This is a genomic window from Loktanella atrilutea (assembly GCF_900128995.1).
GTDB classification, from domain to species: Bacteria; Pseudomonadota; Alphaproteobacteria; order Rhodobacterales; family Rhodobacteraceae; genus Loktanella; species Loktanella atrilutea.
In genome coordinates this window covers 563,280-578,263 of sequence record NZ_FQUE01000001.1, presented here as the reverse complement: position 1 = coordinate 578,263, position 14,984 = coordinate 563,280, and the positions used below count along the sequence as shown (strand labels likewise).

Annotated in this window: 17 protein-coding genes and 1 pseudogene; 3 read left to right on the top strand and 15 right to left on the bottom strand. The window is 68.1% G+C overall.

Translation table 11 applies throughout. The annotated features are described in order from the left end of the window. The 3 genes from BUA54_RS02755 to BUA54_RS02745 are packed head-to-tail and all read left to right on the top strand — an operon-like array spanning position 1 to position 3,003. Positions 1–1,380 carry a pyruvate dehydrogenase complex E1 component subunit beta gene (locus BUA54_RS02755; RefSeq protein ID WP_072855654.1) on the top strand — a complete coding sequence of 460 codons (1,380 nt, stop codon included), beginning with the start codon at positions 1–3 and terminating at the stop codon, positions 1,378–1,380. 10 nt (positions 1,381–1,390) lie between these two features. After that, the gene (locus BUA54_RS02750; RefSeq protein WP_072855653.1) at positions 1,391–1,645 is read left to right on the top strand and encodes a hypothetical protein; all 255 of its coding nucleotides are present in this window, start codon (positions 1,391–1,393) and stop codon (positions 1,643–1,645) included. Beyond that, positions 1,645–3,003 carry a pyruvate dehydrogenase complex dihydrolipoamide acetyltransferase gene (locus tag BUA54_RS02745; protein ID WP_072855652.1) on the top strand — a complete coding sequence of 453 codons (1,359 nt, stop codon included), beginning with the start codon at positions 1,645–1,647 and terminating at the stop codon, positions 3,001–3,003. The genes BUA54_RS02750 and BUA54_RS02745 overlap by 1 nt, the downstream gene beginning before the upstream one ends. Before the next feature lie 72 nt (positions 3,004–3,075). Here BUA54_RS02745 and cysE read toward each other — a convergent pair whose 3' ends face one another. From cysE to BUA54_RS02670, 15 genes and pseudogenes are all read right to left on the bottom strand, one after another. Continuing rightward, positions 3,076–3,885: a serine O-acetyltransferase gene (cysE, locus tag BUA54_RS02740; protein ID WP_072855651.1), complete on the bottom strand. Its 810-nt coding sequence runs from the start codon at positions 3,883–3,885 to the stop codon at positions 3,076–3,078. Positions 3,886–3,951: 66 nt separating this feature from the next. After that, the gene (locus BUA54_RS02735) at positions 3,952–4,221 is read right to left on the bottom strand and encodes a DUF7742 family protein (protein WP_072855650.1); all 270 of its coding nucleotides are present in this window, start codon (positions 4,219–4,221) and stop codon (positions 3,952–3,954) included. Further along, positions 4,221–8,135 (bottom strand): baseplate multidomain protein megatron, encoded by a 3,915-nt coding sequence (locus BUA54_RS02730; RefSeq protein WP_072855649.1) that lies wholly within the window; start codon positions 8,133–8,135, stop codon positions 4,221–4,223. Before BUA54_RS02730 ends, BUA54_RS02735 begins: the two co-directional genes overlap by 1 nt. A 3-nt stretch (positions 8,136–8,138) precedes the next feature. Next, on the bottom strand, positions 8,139–8,567 hold the full coding sequence (locus BUA54_RS02725) for a C40 family peptidase (RefSeq protein ID WP_072855648.1): 429 nt from the start codon (positions 8,565–8,567) through the stop codon (positions 8,139–8,141). Continuing rightward, positions 8,564–9,445: a DUF2163 domain-containing protein gene (locus BUA54_RS02720; protein ID WP_072855647.1), complete on the bottom strand. Its 882-nt coding sequence runs from the start codon at positions 9,443–9,445 to the stop codon at positions 8,564–8,566. The genes BUA54_RS02725 and BUA54_RS02720 overlap by 4 nt, the downstream gene beginning before the upstream one ends. After that, the gene (locus tag BUA54_RS02715; RefSeq protein WP_072855646.1) at positions 9,442–10,074 is read right to left on the bottom strand and encodes a DUF2460 domain-containing protein; all 633 of its coding nucleotides are present in this window, start codon (positions 10,072–10,074) and stop codon (positions 9,442–9,444) included. Before BUA54_RS02715 ends, BUA54_RS02720 begins: the two co-directional genes overlap by 4 nt. Positions 10,075–10,086: 12 nt before the next feature. Next, a complete protein-coding gene (locus BUA54_RS02710) occupies positions 10,087–10,746 on the bottom strand; it encodes a phage tail tape measure protein (protein ID WP_072855645.1) in 660 nt (219 codons plus the stop codon). Next, positions 10,743–10,946, bottom strand: coding sequence for a rcc01693 family protein (locus BUA54_RS02705; RefSeq protein WP_072855644.1), 204 nt, complete (start codon positions 10,944–10,946; stop codon positions 10,743–10,745). Before BUA54_RS02705 ends, BUA54_RS02710 begins: the two co-directional genes overlap by 4 nt. Continuing rightward, the gene (locus tag BUA54_RS02700; protein WP_072855643.1) at positions 10,943–11,257 is read right to left on the bottom strand and encodes a gene transfer agent family protein; all 315 of its coding nucleotides are present in this window, start codon (positions 11,255–11,257) and stop codon (positions 10,943–10,945) included. Before BUA54_RS02700 ends, BUA54_RS02705 begins: the two co-directional genes overlap by 4 nt. Continuing rightward, entirely contained in the window at positions 11,258–11,674 is a 417-nt protein-coding gene (locus BUA54_RS02695; protein ID WP_072855642.1) for a phage major tail protein, TP901-1 family, read from the bottom strand. It lies immediately after the preceding gene. A gap of 27 nt (positions 11,675–11,701) precedes the next feature. Further along, on the bottom strand, positions 11,702–12,112 hold the full coding sequence (locus BUA54_RS02690) for a DUF3168 domain-containing protein (protein WP_072855641.1): 411 nt from the start codon (positions 12,110–12,112) through the stop codon (positions 11,702–11,704). Beyond that, positions 12,109–12,447 (bottom strand): head-tail adaptor protein, encoded by a 339-nt coding sequence (locus BUA54_RS02685; protein ID WP_072855640.1) that lies wholly within the window; start codon positions 12,445–12,447, stop codon positions 12,109–12,111. Before BUA54_RS02685 ends, BUA54_RS02690 begins: the two co-directional genes overlap by 4 nt. After that, a complete protein-coding gene (locus BUA54_RS02680; protein ID WP_072855639.1) occupies positions 12,444–13,043 on the bottom strand; it encodes a head-tail connector protein in 600 nt (199 codons plus the stop codon). The genes BUA54_RS02685 and BUA54_RS02680 overlap by 4 nt, the downstream gene beginning before the upstream one ends. 171 nt (positions 13,044–13,214) lie before the next feature. Next, positions 13,215–14,397: pseudogene (locus tag BUA54_RS02675) on the bottom strand (phage major capsid protein). Between the two features lie 30 nt (positions 14,398–14,427). Then, entirely contained in the window at positions 14,428–14,970 is a 543-nt protein-coding gene (locus tag BUA54_RS02670; protein WP_072855638.1) for an HK97 family phage prohead protease, read from the bottom strand. Positions 14,971–14,984 lie beyond the last annotated feature (14 nt).

Sequence of the window (14,984 nt, the reverse complement as noted above, 5' to 3'; positions counted from 1 at the left end):
ATGGCAACCGAGATTCTGATGCCCGCCCTGTCCCCCACGATGGAGGAAGGCACGCTGGCGAAATGGCTGGTCAAGGAGGGTGACACCGTCTCCTCCGGCGACATCCTGGCCGAGATCGAGACCGACAAGGCAACGATGGAGTTCGAGGCCGTCGACGAAGGCATCATGGGCAAGATCGTCGTCGCCGAAGGCACCGAGGGCGTGAAGGTCAACGACGTGATCGCCGTGCTGCTGGAGGAAGGCGAGTCGATGGACGACGCCAAGGTCGACGACAGCAAGGCGCAAGCCCCCGTCCCCGCCGACAAGGAACAATCCTCCGAAACCGCCCCCGCGGCGGCGAAATCCCATCCCGAGCCGAAACAGGCCGACGCCAGCCCCGACTGGCCCGAGGGAACCGAGATGAAGTCCACCACGGTCCGCGAGGCCCTGCGCGACGCCATGGCCGAGGAAATGCGCCGCGACGACAAGGTCCTGCTGATGGGCGAGGAGGTTGCCGAATATCAGGGCGCCTACAAGATCAGCCAGGGCCTGCTGGATGAATTCGGCGCGAAGCGCATCATCGACACGCCCATCACCGAGCACGGCTTTGCCGGCATCGCGGTCGGTGCGGCCTTTGGTGGCCTGCGTCCCATCGTCGAATTCATGACCTTCAACTTCGCCATGCAGGCGATGGACCAGATCATCAACTCCGCTGCCAAGACGCTCTACATGTCCGGCGGCCAGATGGGGGCCCCGATGGTGTTCCGCGGCCCGAACGGTGCCGCCGCCCGCGTGGGTGCGCAGCACTCTCAGGACTACGCCGCATGGTTCATGCAGGTGCCGGGCCTGAAGGTCGTGATGCCCTATTCCGCCGCCGACGCGAAGGGTCTGATGAAATCCGCGATCCGCGATCCCAACCCGGTGATCTTCCTCGAAAACGAGATCCTCTACGGGCGCAGCTTCGACGTGCCGGTGCTGGACGATTTCACCATTCCCTTCGGCAAGGCCAAGATCGAACGGGCCGGCGACGCCGTGACCATCGTGTCCTTCGGCATCGGCATGACCTACGCCCTGCAGGCGGCGGAAAAGCTGGCAGAGGACGGGATCGAGGCCGAGGTCATCAACCTGCGCACCCTGCGCCCGATGGACACCGCGACGATCATAGAGTCGGTCAAGAAGACCAACCGCTGCGTCACGGTCGAGGAAGGCTGGCCGCAGGGCAGCGTCGGCAGCTACATCTCCTCCGTCATCATGCAGGAGGCGTTCGATTACCTCGACGCGCCGGTGATCAACTGCACCGGCAAGGACGTGCCCATGCCCTATGCCGCGAACCTCGAAAAGCTGGCCCTGACGACCACCGCAGAGGTGATCGAGGCCGTGAAGAAAGTGACCTATTCCTGAGGACAAGACCATGACCCTGATCGTGCGGACAGACCGGGACGGCGACGCGACGCTCGACGTCGTCGTTGATGACAAGACCACCCTGACGGCCATCGCGCCGCGGTCCTTCATCGACGAACAGATCGACGAAGGTGCCAACGGCAACGCCGTGTCGTCATGGTTCATGGAACGCTCCGAGGACGTGGAAAAGGCCGTAAAGGCGATAAGCGACGGAAGGAGCGCAGAGCCGCCCTTCGATCGTCTGACATTCAAGGGAAGAAGCTGATGCCAACCGAAATCCTGATGCCCGCCCTGTCCCCCACGATGGAGGAAGGCACGCTGGCAAAGTGGCTGGTCAAGGAAGGCGACACCGTGTCGTCCGGCGACCTGCTGGCAGAGATCGAGACCGACAAGGCCACGATGGAATTCGAGGCCGTCGACGAGGGCGTGATCGGCAAGATCATGGTGGCCGAAGGCACCGAGGGCGTGAAGGTCAACGACGTGATCGCCGTGCTGCTGGCCGAGGGTGAGAGCGCCGACGACATCGGCAAGACCGAGGCGCCGAAAGGCGACGCCTCGTCCCATGCCGCCCCGGCCACACCGTCGGAGCAGACGGCGCCGGCCAAGGGCTACGGACGCGAAGGCGACGCCGCCCAGCAGGAAAAGCCAAAGACACCCGCCGCTGGCGACAAGGATGGCGGACGCATCTTCGCCTCGCCGCTCGCCCGTCGCATCGCCGCGGACAAGGGTCTTGATCTGGCCGACATCACCGGCTCCGGCCCGCATGGCCGCATCGTGAAGGCCGATGTCGAAAGCGCCACGGCCCAGCCGAAGGCCGCCAAGTCCGACGCCGCACCCGCCGCGAAATCCGACGCCGCCCCGGCTCCCGCCAAGGGCGCCGCCATGGCCTCCGGCCCCTCGACCGATCAGGTCATCAAGATGTACGACGGCCGCCCCTTCGAAGAGGTCAAGCTGGACGGCATGCGCAAGACCATCGCCGCCCGCCTGACCGAAGCCAAGCAGTCGGTGCCCCACTTCTACCTGCGCCGCGATATCGTGCTGGACGACCTGATGAAGTTCCGCGCCCAGCTGAACAAGCAGCTGGAAGGCCGCGGCGTGAAGCTGTCGGTCAACGATTTCATCATCAAGGCCTGCGCGCTGGCCCTGCAGCAGGTGCCGGAAGCGAACGCCGTCTGGGCCGGCGACCGCACGCTGAAGTTCAAGAAATCCGACGTGGCCGTCGCCGTCGCCATCGAAGGCGGGCTCTTCACGCCCGTGCTGAAGGACGCCGAGATGAAGTCCCTCTCCGCCCTCTCGGCAGAGATGAAGGACCTCGCCACCCGCGCCCGCGACCGCAAGCTGGCCCCCGCCGAATATCAGGGCGGCAGCTTCGCGATCAGCAACCTCGGCATGTTCGGGATCGACAATTTCGATGCGATCATCAATCCGCCGCACTCCGCCATCCTCGCAGTCGGTGCCGGCGTGAAGAAACCGATCGTCGGCAAGGACGGCGAACTGGCGGTCGGCACGGTCATGTCCGTGACCCTGTCCGTCGATCACCGGGTCATCGACGGCGCGCTGGGGGCCAACCTGCTGCAGGCGATCAAGGACAACCTTGAAAACCCGATGACGATGCTGGCCTGACAGCCTGCCACCACGCACGAAAAAACCGCCGGGTCAGCGACCCGGCGGTTTGCGTTCAGCCCTGCAATGCGCTCATTCGATCCGCGACAGCATGTGATCCATGCTGACCGACGGCTGCGAACAGCCCGCTTCGCCCACGATGCGGGCGGGCACGCCGGCCACGGTCTTCATCGGCGGCACGTCGTGCAGCACGACGGACCCCGCCGCGATTCGGCTGCAATAGCCGATGGTGATGTTGCCCAGCACCTTTGCCCCCGCCCCGATCAGCACGCCGTTGCCGATGGTCGGGTGCCTCTTTTCCTCTTCCTTGCCGGTGCCGCCCAGCGTCACCGAATGCAGCATCGACACATTGTCGCCCACCACCGCCGTCTCGCCCACGACGATGGAATGGGCGTGGTCGATCATGATGCCCTTGCCGATCTTCGCGGCGGGGTGAATGTCCACGCCAAAGACCTCCGACACGCGCATCTGCATGAAATAGGCCAGATCGAACTGACCGTCGGACCACAGCCAATGGCTCAGCCGGTAGGCCTGAATCGCCTGATAGCCCTTGAAGAACATCAAGGGCTGCATCAGCCGGTGGCAGGCCGGGTCCCGGTCCATCGTCGCCACCAGATCGGCGCGTGCGTCCAGCGTCAGGTCGGGCGTCTGGGCATAGGCATCGTCGGCAATCTCGCGCAGGTTCTGCGCCGACATCTCGGACGAGGCGAGCTTCATCGCCATGCGGTAGGCGAGCGCGTCGTCGAAGCCGTCGTGCTGCAGGATACCGGCATGCAGCATGGACCCCATGCCCGGCGCCGCCTCGATCGCGCTGCGCGCCTCGTCGGTGATCTTCTGCCAGACCGGATCGAGGCTGTGCAGCTTGGTTTGCGAATGAGCCATGATGTTCTTCCCTGTCCGGCGCGTCTGTCCCGAATATAGGACGGATGCGCCGAAATCAAAAGTCCATTAGCCCAAAGCAGCCAGCACCAGCATCAGCGCCCGCCGATAATCCGGTCCGCAATGGCCGGATCGGGCGCCCAGCGCCGCGCTGCGCGCCGCCGCCGACAGGGTGCCGTCGCCCCACGCAGGATGACGGCGGTTCAGGCGCTTGCGATAGCGGTCCGCAACCGACGCACGTGCGACGATGCGTGCGGCGGTGGCGGCACGGTCCGACGGCGGAACCGCCAGCAGCGCGCGCACCGCGTCGTCGAGGTCGCAAAGCCCGATGGGCCGCATCACGCGCCGATCCGATGCAGGGTGAAGGGCCCCGTGCCGTAACGCGTCGACAACTGCGCCACCGCAACGACATAGGGCTCAGTCACGCCGTCCGCCTGCCGCATGGCCTCGGTATAGGTCCAGCCGGGCTCCGTCACCGTCTCCTCGCGGCGAACGGCATCGCCCTGACGCACCTCGACCACATAGGCCTGAGTCTCCTCGCCCAGCGGCACGTCACCCCGCCCCCACAGGTCGCCGTCGATCCGGGTCTGCCTGATCCAGGCAACCCGCAAGTCGGCCCCGGTCCGCGCCGCCGACAGATGCACGACCGGATAGGGCCGCAGGGCGTTGCCCTTGAAGGTATGCACCACGTGGCGATAGCTGCGGTCGGTCAGGGGCCGCTTCACGGGTCCGTAGCGGAAATGACGGACCAGCCCGCGCGCGGCGGTCGGGATCGTGACCGGCTCCGGCCGCCCGTCCATCAGCACGACGCGGCTGCCGGCGGGCCAGACATCGCGGATCATTGCACTGCTGCCGCGCTGCCCCCGCAGCAGTTCGGTCAACTGATAGGTCTGCGGCGCGATCAGCTGCGCCTGCGCGAACTGCACGATCTCCCAGTCGTCGGCGCTGCCGTCGCCGATCGCCAGCACATTGGCCCCCGCCAGCACCGCCTCCGGATCGACGGCCTTCAGCGCCCCGCTGACCAGCTTGACCTGCAGGACATGGCGGTCCCACAGCGCCGTCCGACCCCGCGGCAGGGGGGCCGTCAGCGTTCCCATCACGCTGCGCGACCGCAGCACCTCCTGCAAAACGTAGTCGTTGTCCTGCATCCCGCCATACAGCGCCACGCCCCCCGACCAGTTGCGCGCCGTCGCCGCAAAGTAGGGCGCGAACGCGGGTTCGTCGCCCCGGATCAGCGGCAGGTCCATGAAGACCGCCGCAACCGGCGTTGGCGCCGTGAACGGCACCAGCGACGCGCCCTCCTCCAGCCGTCGCTGCGGCAGATAGATCTCCGGATCGACGCGCGTCGCCTCGACCAGCCGCAGCCCCGCCTCCTCGATCCGGTCGATCCGGTAGAGACCGGCATTTCCCCCGTCGCGCAGATTCACCACGTCGCCCGCGCCAAGGTCCGCCTGCGACGGCGGCAGGGCAAAGCTCACGCCGTCCCGCGCCACGCGCGATGCGTTGATCCAGCGCGCCGCGATCCGCGCCCCCTCGCCCCGCGTCAGGCCCAGCGCGAGCTCGCTGCGCGTGACCCCGGTCGCCGCGGTCTGCGGATCAAGCGCCTCGGCCACGGCAACGTCGTAGTTGCCGTCCGTCTCCACGAAACCGATCTGGACCCGCCCTTCCAATTCCGTCTGCGGCGCCCGGGAATGAACGACATCGGCGTCGCGCTCCGGGTCCTCCGCCAGCATGTCCGGCGTCAATACCCGCCGCGCCAGCCCGTCGCGGTTGGTAAAGACCAGCGCCCCGTCCCGCTCTGCCACCTCCACCCCGTAGGCCAGCAGCAGGGGCTGCAACTGCGCCCGCGCGCTGGGCACATCCGTCAGCGCATAGCCCCGCACCACGCCGTAAAGCCGCGAGACATCCACCTCGGTCACGCCCGAGGCGGCACAGATCTCTGCCACGACGCCGGCCAGCGTCCGCGACACCGCGCGCCCGTTCAGCCAGTGACCGCGCTGATAGTTGTCGCCGTCCGACCACAGCGTGCCGTTCGCCGGAAAGAACGGATAGGGCCGCGCATCCCAGCACCAGACATGCGCCCGCGCCATATCCAGCATCGGCCCCTGATACAGCGGCCCCGTCGCGCGCGGGTTGTTGGCCACTGTGGCGTAGTGGCCAAAAATCGCGCGCAGGTACTGCATCTGCATGAAGTCTTCGCGGATTCCGTTGGAATAGAACGGCAGCAGGCTTTCCGACGATTTCGGGTCGAGGAACTTGTTCGGCTGATTGGTTCCCTTGTCGATTGCCGCACAGCCGAATTCGGTGAACCAGAACGGCTTGCTCTGCGGCACCCATGCCGTCTTTGCCGCGACCCGTTCGCCGCCGATGCGGTCGTGGTGATCATGCGACCACCAGCCCGGCAGATCCTTGTAGCGCCAGACCCAGGGCTCGCCGTCGCCATCGGTGATCGGTGTGCGGATCTGGGCGTCGCGGGCCTCGGGCGAGTGGTAATACCAGTCGTAGCCCTCGCCGCCCGCGACGTTGCCCTTCAGGTAGTCGAGGTTGTAGATCGCCCCGAACCCCGCATCCGCATGGTCCGTCCCGTCCCGCCAGTCCGACAGCGGCATGTAGTTGTCGATCCCGATGAAATCGATGTTGTCGTCCGCCCAGAGCGGATCGAGGTGGAAATACTTGTCGCCCGTCCCCGCGGGTTGATAGCCGTGGTATTCCGACCAGTCGGCAGCATAGCTGATCTTGCACCCTGGCCCGAGGATGCCACGCACCTCCGCCGCCAGCTGCCGCAACGCCGCGACCGCCGGAAAGCTGTCGCCCGCCCCCCGGATCTGGGTCAGCGCCACCATCTCGGACCCGATGCAGAAGGCATCGACGCCCCCCGCCGCCTTGCACAGGTGGGCATAGTGCAGCACGAAGCGGCGATAGCGCCACTCCGCCGGGCCGGTATAGCGTACCGCCTCGCCGTCCAGCGCGAAATCGCCGGACTGCGCCGTCCCCATGAAGGCCGCGACCTCTGCCTCTGCCGCCGCGGTACGATCCGTCGATCCCTCCTGCCCCGGCGCGCGATCCAGCGTGATCCGCCCCCGCCAAGGTAGACGCGGCTGGTCCGCCGCGCCGGTATGGGGATCGGTCAGGCCATTCCCGGTCATCTGCTCCATCAGGATGAAGGGATAGAACATCGGGCTGAAGCCGCGGGCCTTCAGCGCCCGGATCGCCTCGATCACCGCCGCATCCGCAGGCGTGCCGCCATAGACGGGCCGGTCGTCCTGACGCGGCACCAGCCCCGCCTGCGTCCGCCCGATATCCGCTACACGCCACGGCATCGGATCGCCGTCGACCTCCCGCTGCTCCACCTTGGGCTGCACCAGACAGTCGCCACAGCGCAGGTCGCTGCCGAACCATGACACGACAAGGCTGACCGACCCGCACTGCGGCAGTTCCTCGTCCAGCGCCGTCAGAGAGGTACTGAAATCCGTCCCCCCGGCGGGCGAATTCACGTTGATCGCCACCGCCTCGCCAAAGTCGGCCGACAGGTTCACCTGCGTCGTGGCAAGGGAATACTCCCCGGTGCCGGGGATCAAGGCCACGCCCCGCACCTGCCGCGCGATATCCGCCAGATCGGCGGGCGTGCCTGGCTCCGCCGGGCGCATCACCTCGAAGGTGAATTGCGGCACCCGGTTGCCGAACCGGTCCAGCGGCAGATCCTCGAACACGACATAGGCCGTGCCACGATAGGCGGGCGCGAAGGCCATCCCCTCCACCGCCGCGATCTTGGGATCGGGCTGCTGGTCCTGCGTGCCAAGATAGACGCGCATGTTCAGCGCCGCGGAAGAAACCTCCTCCCCGTCCGCCCAGATGCGCCCGATCCGCGCGATCTCGCCCTCGCACAGCGCCACGGCCAGGCTCACGGAATAGCTGAAGGTCATCGTCGCCGGCTGCGGCCCCGCCCCCTTGCCGCCGCCCGTCGTCGTCGCGACCTCTTGAAAGGTCGTGGCCCAGATTACCTGACCACCAATCCGCATCCGCCCGTGGACCCGCGCGATCGCCGTGCCCTCGCTGGCGCCGGTCAGACGAAAGCGGTCGATGCGCCCCACCTCGACCGCATCGCTGCCGGCCCCCAGCAGCCGCTGGTCGATCGCCCGGCCCAGTACCGCGCCCGCCGCGCGTCCGACCGTCGCCATCGACAGCCCCATGACGGTGCCGCCCACGGACCCGCCCAGCGCCATCCCCGCCGCCGAAAGAACCAGCGTTGCCATAGTTTATCCCTTTCCGAATTCGAAACGCGCCGCGATCCGCCGGACCCAGGGGGCCGACAGCGGGCTTTCCACGACGCCGTGCCGTGCATAGGCATGGATGAAGCGGGGCGCGGCCCCGACGGCCGACACGACGCCCAGATGCTTGGCCACGGCGTCCTCGCGCATGCGGAACAGCATCACCTGACCCGCCGCCATGGGCTGCCCGTCCGCCGGCAGCAGATGCCTGCGGGCGGCAGCCAAAAGCACCTCGCCCCCCTGCGGCTCGTCCCAGTCCGGCGTGTAACGCGGCATCGCCTGCGGCTCTGCCCCGTGCAGCGCGCGCCAGATGCCACGCACCAGTCCCAGACAGTCGCACCCCGCCCCCCGGCGCGAGGCCTGATGCACGTAGGGTGTCCCGATCCACCGCCGCGCCTCGGCCACCACGGCGTTCATCGCACAAGGCTCCCGCCGTCGCCCGCGTCATCGCTGCGCGGCACGCTGGTCATCCAGTCGTCGCCCGGCATGTCGGGGAAACCACGAAAGTTCACGAGGTTCGTGAATTTTACCCGGCAGGTCTCGGCCCGCTTGTCGCACCCCGCGATCAGCCTGACCGTATCGCCGGTCCGCACATCCGCCCGCAGCGCCTGCCACAGGGTAATCCGCCGCCGGTCATCCTCCAACCGGTCATGCTTGATCGCGGCCGTCAGACCCCTGGCCTTGCCGGTCACGACCTCCAGAACCCCCTGCTCGAACCAGCGGTCGGTGTAATCCTCTCCGGCGACGGTCAATTCCCGCGCTTCGGTCTGCGCCAGCACCGGTCGCACGACGGCAAAGGCCGGATCGTCCGTATCGACCCCACAGGCCGCATCGCCCAGCACCGCAGAACAGCTGCGCAGATAGGTGCGCCCCGACGGCTGGTTCAGCGCGTCCGTCAGCCCCCGCAGCTCCACCCGGAACTGCCCCGCCTGCCGGGTGATCTCTCCGACCCGGCCGCGAAACCGCAGCTGCCGCTGACCCACGCTGTCCCAGCGCACCAGCCAGTTACGCATCTCGGCCCCGTCATAGCGCCCCGCCACGATATCCGCCTCTGCGATCACGTCGTTCTGCAGCAGCCCCACCGCCTCGGAGTTATCGACAGCCAAGCCAGAGCTCAGCGCCAGCGCCCGCGCGCTCAGGCCCGAATCCGCCAGAAAGGTGATCCCGTCGAAGGCCAGCGGCCGGTCGTGGTCGGTAAACCCGAAGGTGACGCCATCGGCCCGCGTGATGGCCCAACACTGGCAGATATGGGTCGACCCGGTCGCCAGATGCGCAAACAGCCCCGCGGCACTCATACCCGCACCTCGACCACCGGCACGCTGGGCGCCTGTCCGGCCTGAAAACTGGACACAGAGGTCTCGATCCTATCCGTGTCGAACCGTACCGGCACGTCGAACGCAAACCCCGCCCGCACCTCGGCCCCCAGATCGGGCGCATGAGCAAAGGTCACAAGGCCCGTGGTCGTATCGACGGTCCAGTCGATGCTTTCCTGCGTCTCGACCCCGCCGATGGCGATGCGCAGCGTGCCCGGCACGGGCTTCGTGATGGGCCGCAGATAGCTCTGCCCGCCGCTCTGATAGCGTTTGACCAGCGGCATCACCGTCGTCACCTCGTCGCCGACCGCGATCAGCTGATCCGTCATTTCGGGCGTCTGCGACGGCGCACAGGACGTGTAGTCGCCCCAGTCCTTCCAGCGAAAGCCGTGCAGCTGCCCCTGCCGCGCCTCGAAAAACGCGACCAGCTGCGCGATGTCGTCCAGCGACCGCAGCCCCACACCCGCATCGAACCGCCGGCGCGAGTGCTGCCACGGCGTGTTCCGCTCCTCATAGCCGTTCGCCAGCGTGACGATCTCGGTGCGCCGCTCCGGCCCGCCGGTGGCGCCGAAGCTCAGGTTCGCCGGAAAGCGAATGTCGTGAAAGGCCATCGTTCTGATCCCCTACCGGTTCCGTTGTCCCTGCCCCAGCATGCGCCCCATCCGGGCCGCGATCTGGCTCTGGCTGCGCTGAAATCCCTGCACATCCGGTGTGCTGACGTGCATCGTGACGTTGACGGTCTGGCCGCCGCCACCGCGCACCCCCAGCTGCCCGTCGGCGCCGCGCGCCAGCGGCATGATCGCCTCCGGCCCGGCCTCTCCCATCAGACCGGTGCCCCCCCGCATGCCAAAGCTCACGGGACTGCTGACCACACCGCCCTTGGCAAAGGGCATGACCCGCCCCTGACTGAACGGCGCGCCGCCCGCAAAGGGCATCGCCCCCGATACGGCCGCGTTGATGCCGTCCGCCAGCAGCGACCCCGCCTGCTTCATCACCGGGTTGACCGCCGCCGCATAGGCGGTGTCGATCATCGACCGCGCCACCGACCCCAGCGTGTCCGACAGCGACCGCCCGTCGAAGATCAGCCCGTCGAACGCCCGCCGCAGTCCTCCGGAAAACCCGCGCTCCAGATTGCCCAGATCGCGTGTGGTCTCGGCCAAAGTCCCCTGCATCCCGCGCAGGGTGGCATCGAAGGACGCGGCCATGGCGGCGGTATCGCCCAGAGTGCGCTCCAACGCCGCCGTCGTCGCATCCAGACTGTCGATCTGATCCGTCTCGTTCATCGCATGTCTCCTTTCGCGGCGTCCGGATACGCCTGCATCAACGCGTCCAGCACCGCCCGCCCCAAGGGGCGCGCCTGCGACCCCTGCCCCAGCATCAGCGCCAGCTCCGCCGGCGTCAGACGCCAGAACTGGTCCGGCGTCAGCCGCAGACCCTGCAGCCCCGCCTGCATCAGCCCGGCCCAGTCCAGCGCCCGGCTCATTGCGGCGGGGTGAAGGCGCGGGCCAGCAACTCTGCCGCCACCCGCGCCGCAGCGACCGGCCCGCCCGCCAGATCGGCGCTCAGCAGATCCGCCGCACTGCCCCGCCAGCCGCCGCCGCGCAGCCCCGCCACCAGCAGCGCCAGCACGTCGCGCCCGCGATAGCGCCCGGCCTCGAACCGCTCGACCAGATCGACCAGCGATCCTTCCTCAAGCGCCACCTCCAGCTCCGCCAGCGCGCCCAGCGTCAGCTTGGCCACATGGGGCACGCCGTCCACGGTCACGCGGACCTCTCCTGCCAGCGGGTTCACCATTCAGATCGCCGCGACAAAGCTGATCGCACCGGCCGAATTCAGCGACAGCTCATAGGTCGCCTCGCCGTCGAAGGTGCCCGCATATTCGATCGAGGAAATCAGGAACGGCCCCGTCACCGTCCCGAAGTCCGGAATGATGACTTGGAAATCCGGCGTCTCACCGTCGAAGAACACCTGCCGCATCCGCTCGTCCGTCACCGCATCGTGAAAGATGCCAGAGCCCGAGATGCTGGCCGTCTTCACGCCCGCCCCGCCCAGCAATTCGCGCCAGCCGCCCGCACTTTCCAGGCTGGTGACGTCCACGCTCTCCGCGTTAAAGCTGATGCGCGTCGCCCGCAGGCCCGCCGCGCTCTCGAACAGCCCGTCGCCGGTCATGTCCACCTTGACCAACAGGTCCTTGCCGCTCTGTGCCGCCATGTCATTGCTCCTTGGATTGAAGAAAGGTCAGTCGTCCGACAGACGCGCGCGAAAGATCAGGTCGATCCGGCGCGTATCACCGGTGCCGACGCGCGCGGCCTCCGCCTTGTGGAACCGGAACCCCAGCACCCGCCCGCGCGCCAGCACCAGTGGCGCCGCCAGCAGCGCGTCGCAGGCCGCCGCCGCCGCCCGCTTTGCCGCGGCGAACCCCGCCAGATCGGTCACGACAGAGATCGTGAACGCGTGCACCGCCCCCGTGCCGTCCGCATCCGACGCGTCCCGCGCCTTCTCGGATCCCAGCGCCACATAGAGCTCCGGCACGTCCCCCGGCGGCAGCGCGTCGAAGATCGCCGTCCCCACCAGATCCGTCAGGCCCGCGTCCGCGCTTAGCCGCGCAAAGACCGCGACCTGCAGCGCCTGTGACATCGCATAGCTCATGCCGTCCGCTCCTCTTCCGCGTGACAGGTCAGGAACCGCGCCCCGCCGTCCCGCTCCGCCACCGCGACGATCGCATAGACGCGCGCCCCCTCGCGGAACCGTTGCCCGGCCACGGGACGCGCGTCAGACCCCGCCGGCGCCGCCCGCACGGTGATCCGCAGCGGCACCCGGCTCAGCGCCAGACCGTTGGCGCCCCGCGCCGTGCCGGACCCCGCCCTGATCTCGGCCCAGAGCGTGCCAAGCGGCTGCCATGCGGTGCCGTAGCCACCGGACAGGTCGGGCGTCCGCACCGCCGCCTCCAGCACCAGCTTGCGGTTCAGCAGCGGCAGGCTCATGACCGCCCCCCCATGAACAGCCGCACCGTGCGGTAGCGTTCGATCAGGGTCGTCACGCTGAACGGCATGCTATTCCCGTGCAGCGCCGCATCGCTGCGGTATTCGTAGAAATGCGCGGCCAGCAGCAGCACGGCCTGCGCAAGGTCGGCCGGCAGATCGGACCAGTCGGGACCGTAGCCCGCCAGAAGGTCGATCTCGACATGACCGCCGCGCGGTATGCTTGGCAGGCTGGTGCCGAAGGCCACGACGGCGGGCCTGTGCTGATCCGGCTGAAGCGTGTAGCGAGAGGCCGTGACAGGAATCCGCGTGCCATGCCGGTCGACCTGCACCATCGCAGCAATCGCGCTGACCGGCGCCAGCGGCAGCGCCTGCCGGTCCCGGTCGCGCCAGGCCGTCACCGTCCAGCGGAACTCCCGCTCCAGCAGCACCTTGCCCGTGCGCGCCTCGATCGCTGCAAGGGCCGCGCGCAGGAACCCTTCCAGCGTCTCGTCCTGCAAGCCGTCATCGGCGAACCCCGACCCCAGCCGCAGATGGTCCTTGAACCCCGCCACGGCCAGCGCTGCGGGCGGCACGCTGCTCAATTCGACTAACATCATGGAACTTCTCCGCAAATCCTGTGGCGTGGTGGGGGTCAGGGTCCGGGCGCGCCGCCTGCCCGCATTGCTCGGACGGATGTGAGCAGCTGGACAACGCGGGCCTTGCCTCATGGCAACGCACCCGGATGTCCGCGCCGCAAAGCCTCCCCAGGCCCGCGGCGCGGAACGGGATCAGGCGGCGCTGAACTTCAGCAGCTTGATCGCCGCAAAGTCGCTGACCGCGCCGCCGACGCGCTTGGTGGCATAGAACAGGACATGCGGCTTGGCGCTGAACGGGTCGCGCAGCACGCGCAGGTCAGGCCGTTCCGCCACCGTGTAACCCGCACCGAAGTCGCCAAAGGCGATGGGTGTGGCCCCCGGCGCCGCATCGGGCATGTCCTCGGCCACCAGCACCGGATAGCCCAGCAGCCGCGCCGGTTCGCCCGAGGCGAGGCCGTCGGACCACAGGAACCGCCCGTCGGCGTCCTTCAGCTTGCGCACGGACCCGGCCGTGCGGCTATTCATCACGAAAACCGCCCCCGCGCGGTATTCCGCACCCAGCGCATAGACAAGGTCGATCATCGCGTCGGTCTCGCCCAGCTCGCCGGACACGCCGGTCGGCACATAGCCGATGTTGCCCCAGGCCCAGACTTCGTTATCGACGGCCGGATAGGACAGGATGCCCCGCGGCTTGTCGATGCCGTCCCCCTTTGACGAAGGCCGCCGCCTCGGACCGTGCGAACTTGTCGGCGATGCGCTGCGCCAGCCAGCCCTCGATGTCGAAGGCGCTGTCGTCCAGCAGCCGCTGGCTCGCCTTCGGCAGCGCCGACAGCTCGTGCAGCGGGATGGTGATGCGGTCGATGACCGGGGCGTCGGTTTCCTCCAGATCGGCGCTCTCCGTCGCCCAGCCCGCCCCCATCTCCGTATGATCGACCAGCACGTCGTAGGATGTCGCATCCACGTTCACCACGTTGGCGATGGCACGCAGGCTGGCGGTGGTGCTCAGCGTCGACTTGATCGTATCCGCGGTCTGCGGATCGACCAGATAGCCACCCTCGCCGGCCACCGCCGTCGACAGCCCCTTGCCCTCCAGCGCCAGACCCCTTAGCCCGTCATCGTCACCCGACCGCAGGTAGGCGGCAAAGGCCTTCTGGTGCGGCGCCTCGGTCTCGGCCGACATGGCCAGCGCGGGGCGGTTCATCATCATCGTCTTGCGGTCCAGCTTGTTCATGCGGTCGTCCTGTCTTTGCAAAGTGGCGTTAACGCCGGTGGAGAAATCCTTGAATTCGCGCACGAATCCGCTGATCGCGGTCCGCAGCGCCTCGGCCGGAGACACATCTTCCCCGGTCCGAGACTCGGTCTCGGGTGTCGACATCTTGTTCCTCTCGGGTTGGTTCGGCTGCGATCAGCCTTGGCGCAGCGCGGCCCGCGCATCGGTGAACACCGCCGCCAGATCGCGCAACGCCGCATCGCCCGGGTCCTCGGCCTTGGCCGCGACCCGCGCATCGGGAAGCATGGGAAACGTCACCAGCGACACCTCCCACAGCTCCAGTTCCGACAGAAGCCGTCCGCCCCTGTCGTCCTTCGTGGCCCGCACGGTGCGATAGCCGATGGACAGCCCGTCGATCGCCCCCGCCGCGACCAGCGCCGCGGCCTCGCGGCCACGGGCCACATCCGTCAGGATGCGTCCCTTGACCCACAGTCCGCGCGCATCCTCGCGCACCTCGTCCCAGACGCCGATCGGCTGGGTCGGATCGTGCTGCCACAGCATCTTGACCGCGCGCCCCTTGGCGGTCAGCGCCGCCAAAGAGGCCACATAGGCCCCGCGCCCGACCCGGTCGCCGCCCTGATCCGTCTGATCGAACAGCGACGCATAGCCCGAAATCCCGGCCCCTTCCGTCACGGTCAGCACCGTCTCCGGCTGACAGAACTTGTGTTCCAGCATCATGGTCGTCCTTTCAC

Excerpts from the sequence above, each read along its gene's own strand:
- BUA54_RS02755 (WP_072855654.1), top strand. The coding sequence starts at position 1 with ATGGCAACCGAGATTCTGATGCCCGCCCTGTCCCCCACGATGGAGGAA.
- BUA54_RS02750 (WP_072855653.1), top strand. The coding sequence starts at position 1,391 with ATGACCCTGATCGTGCGGACAGACCGGGACGGCGACGCGACGCTCGAC.
- BUA54_RS02745 (WP_072855652.1), top strand. The coding sequence starts at position 1,645 with ATGCCAACCGAAATCCTGATGCCCGCCCTGTCCCCCACGATGGAGGAA.
- cysE (WP_072855651.1), bottom strand. The coding sequence starts at position 3,885 with ATGGCTCATTCGCAAACCAAGCTGCACAGCCTCGATCCGGTCTGGCAG.
- BUA54_RS02735 (WP_072855650.1), bottom strand. The coding sequence starts at position 4,221 with ATGCGGCCCATCGGGCTTTGCGACCTCGACGACGCGGTGCGCGCGCTG.
- BUA54_RS02730 (WP_072855649.1), bottom strand. The coding sequence starts at position 8,135 with ATGGCAACGCTGGTTCTTTCGGCGGCGGGGATGGCGCTGGGCGGGTCC.
- BUA54_RS02725 (WP_072855648.1), bottom strand. The coding sequence starts at position 8,567 with ATGAACGCCGTGGTGGCCGAGGCGCGGCGGTGGATCGGGACACCCTAC.
- BUA54_RS02720 (WP_072855647.1), bottom strand. The coding sequence starts at position 9,445 with ATGAGTGCCGCGGGGCTGTTTGCGCATCTGGCGACCGGGTCGACCCAT.
- BUA54_RS02715 (WP_072855646.1), bottom strand. The coding sequence starts at position 10,074 with ATGGCCTTTCACGACATTCGCTTTCCGGCGAACCTGAGCTTCGGCGCC.
- BUA54_RS02710 (WP_072855645.1), bottom strand. The coding sequence starts at position 10,746 with ATGAACGAGACGGATCAGATCGACAGTCTGGATGCGACGACGGCGGCG.
- BUA54_RS02705 (WP_072855644.1), bottom strand. The coding sequence starts at position 10,946 with ATGAGCCGGGCGCTGGACTGGGCCGGGCTGATGCAGGCGGGGCTGCAG.
- BUA54_RS02700 (WP_072855643.1), bottom strand. The coding sequence starts at position 11,257 with ATGGTGAACCCGCTGGCAGGAGAGGTCCGCGTGACCGTGGACGGCGTG.
- BUA54_RS02695 (WP_072855642.1), bottom strand. The coding sequence starts at position 11,674 with ATGGCGGCACAGAGCGGCAAGGACCTGTTGGTCAAGGTGGACATGACC.
- BUA54_RS02690 (WP_072855641.1), bottom strand. The coding sequence starts at position 12,112 with ATGAGCTATGCGATGTCACAGGCGCTGCAGGTCGCGGTCTTTGCGCGG.
- BUA54_RS02685 (WP_072855640.1), bottom strand. The coding sequence starts at position 12,447 with ATGAGCCTGCCGCTGCTGAACCGCAAGCTGGTGCTGGAGGCGGCGGTG.
- BUA54_RS02680 (WP_072855639.1), bottom strand. The coding sequence starts at position 13,043 with ATGATGTTAGTCGAATTGAGCAGCGTGCCGCCCGCAGCGCTGGCCGTG.
- BUA54_RS02670 (WP_072855638.1), bottom strand. The coding sequence starts at position 14,970 with ATGATGCTGGAACACAAGTTCTGTCAGCCGGAGACGGTGCTGACCGTG.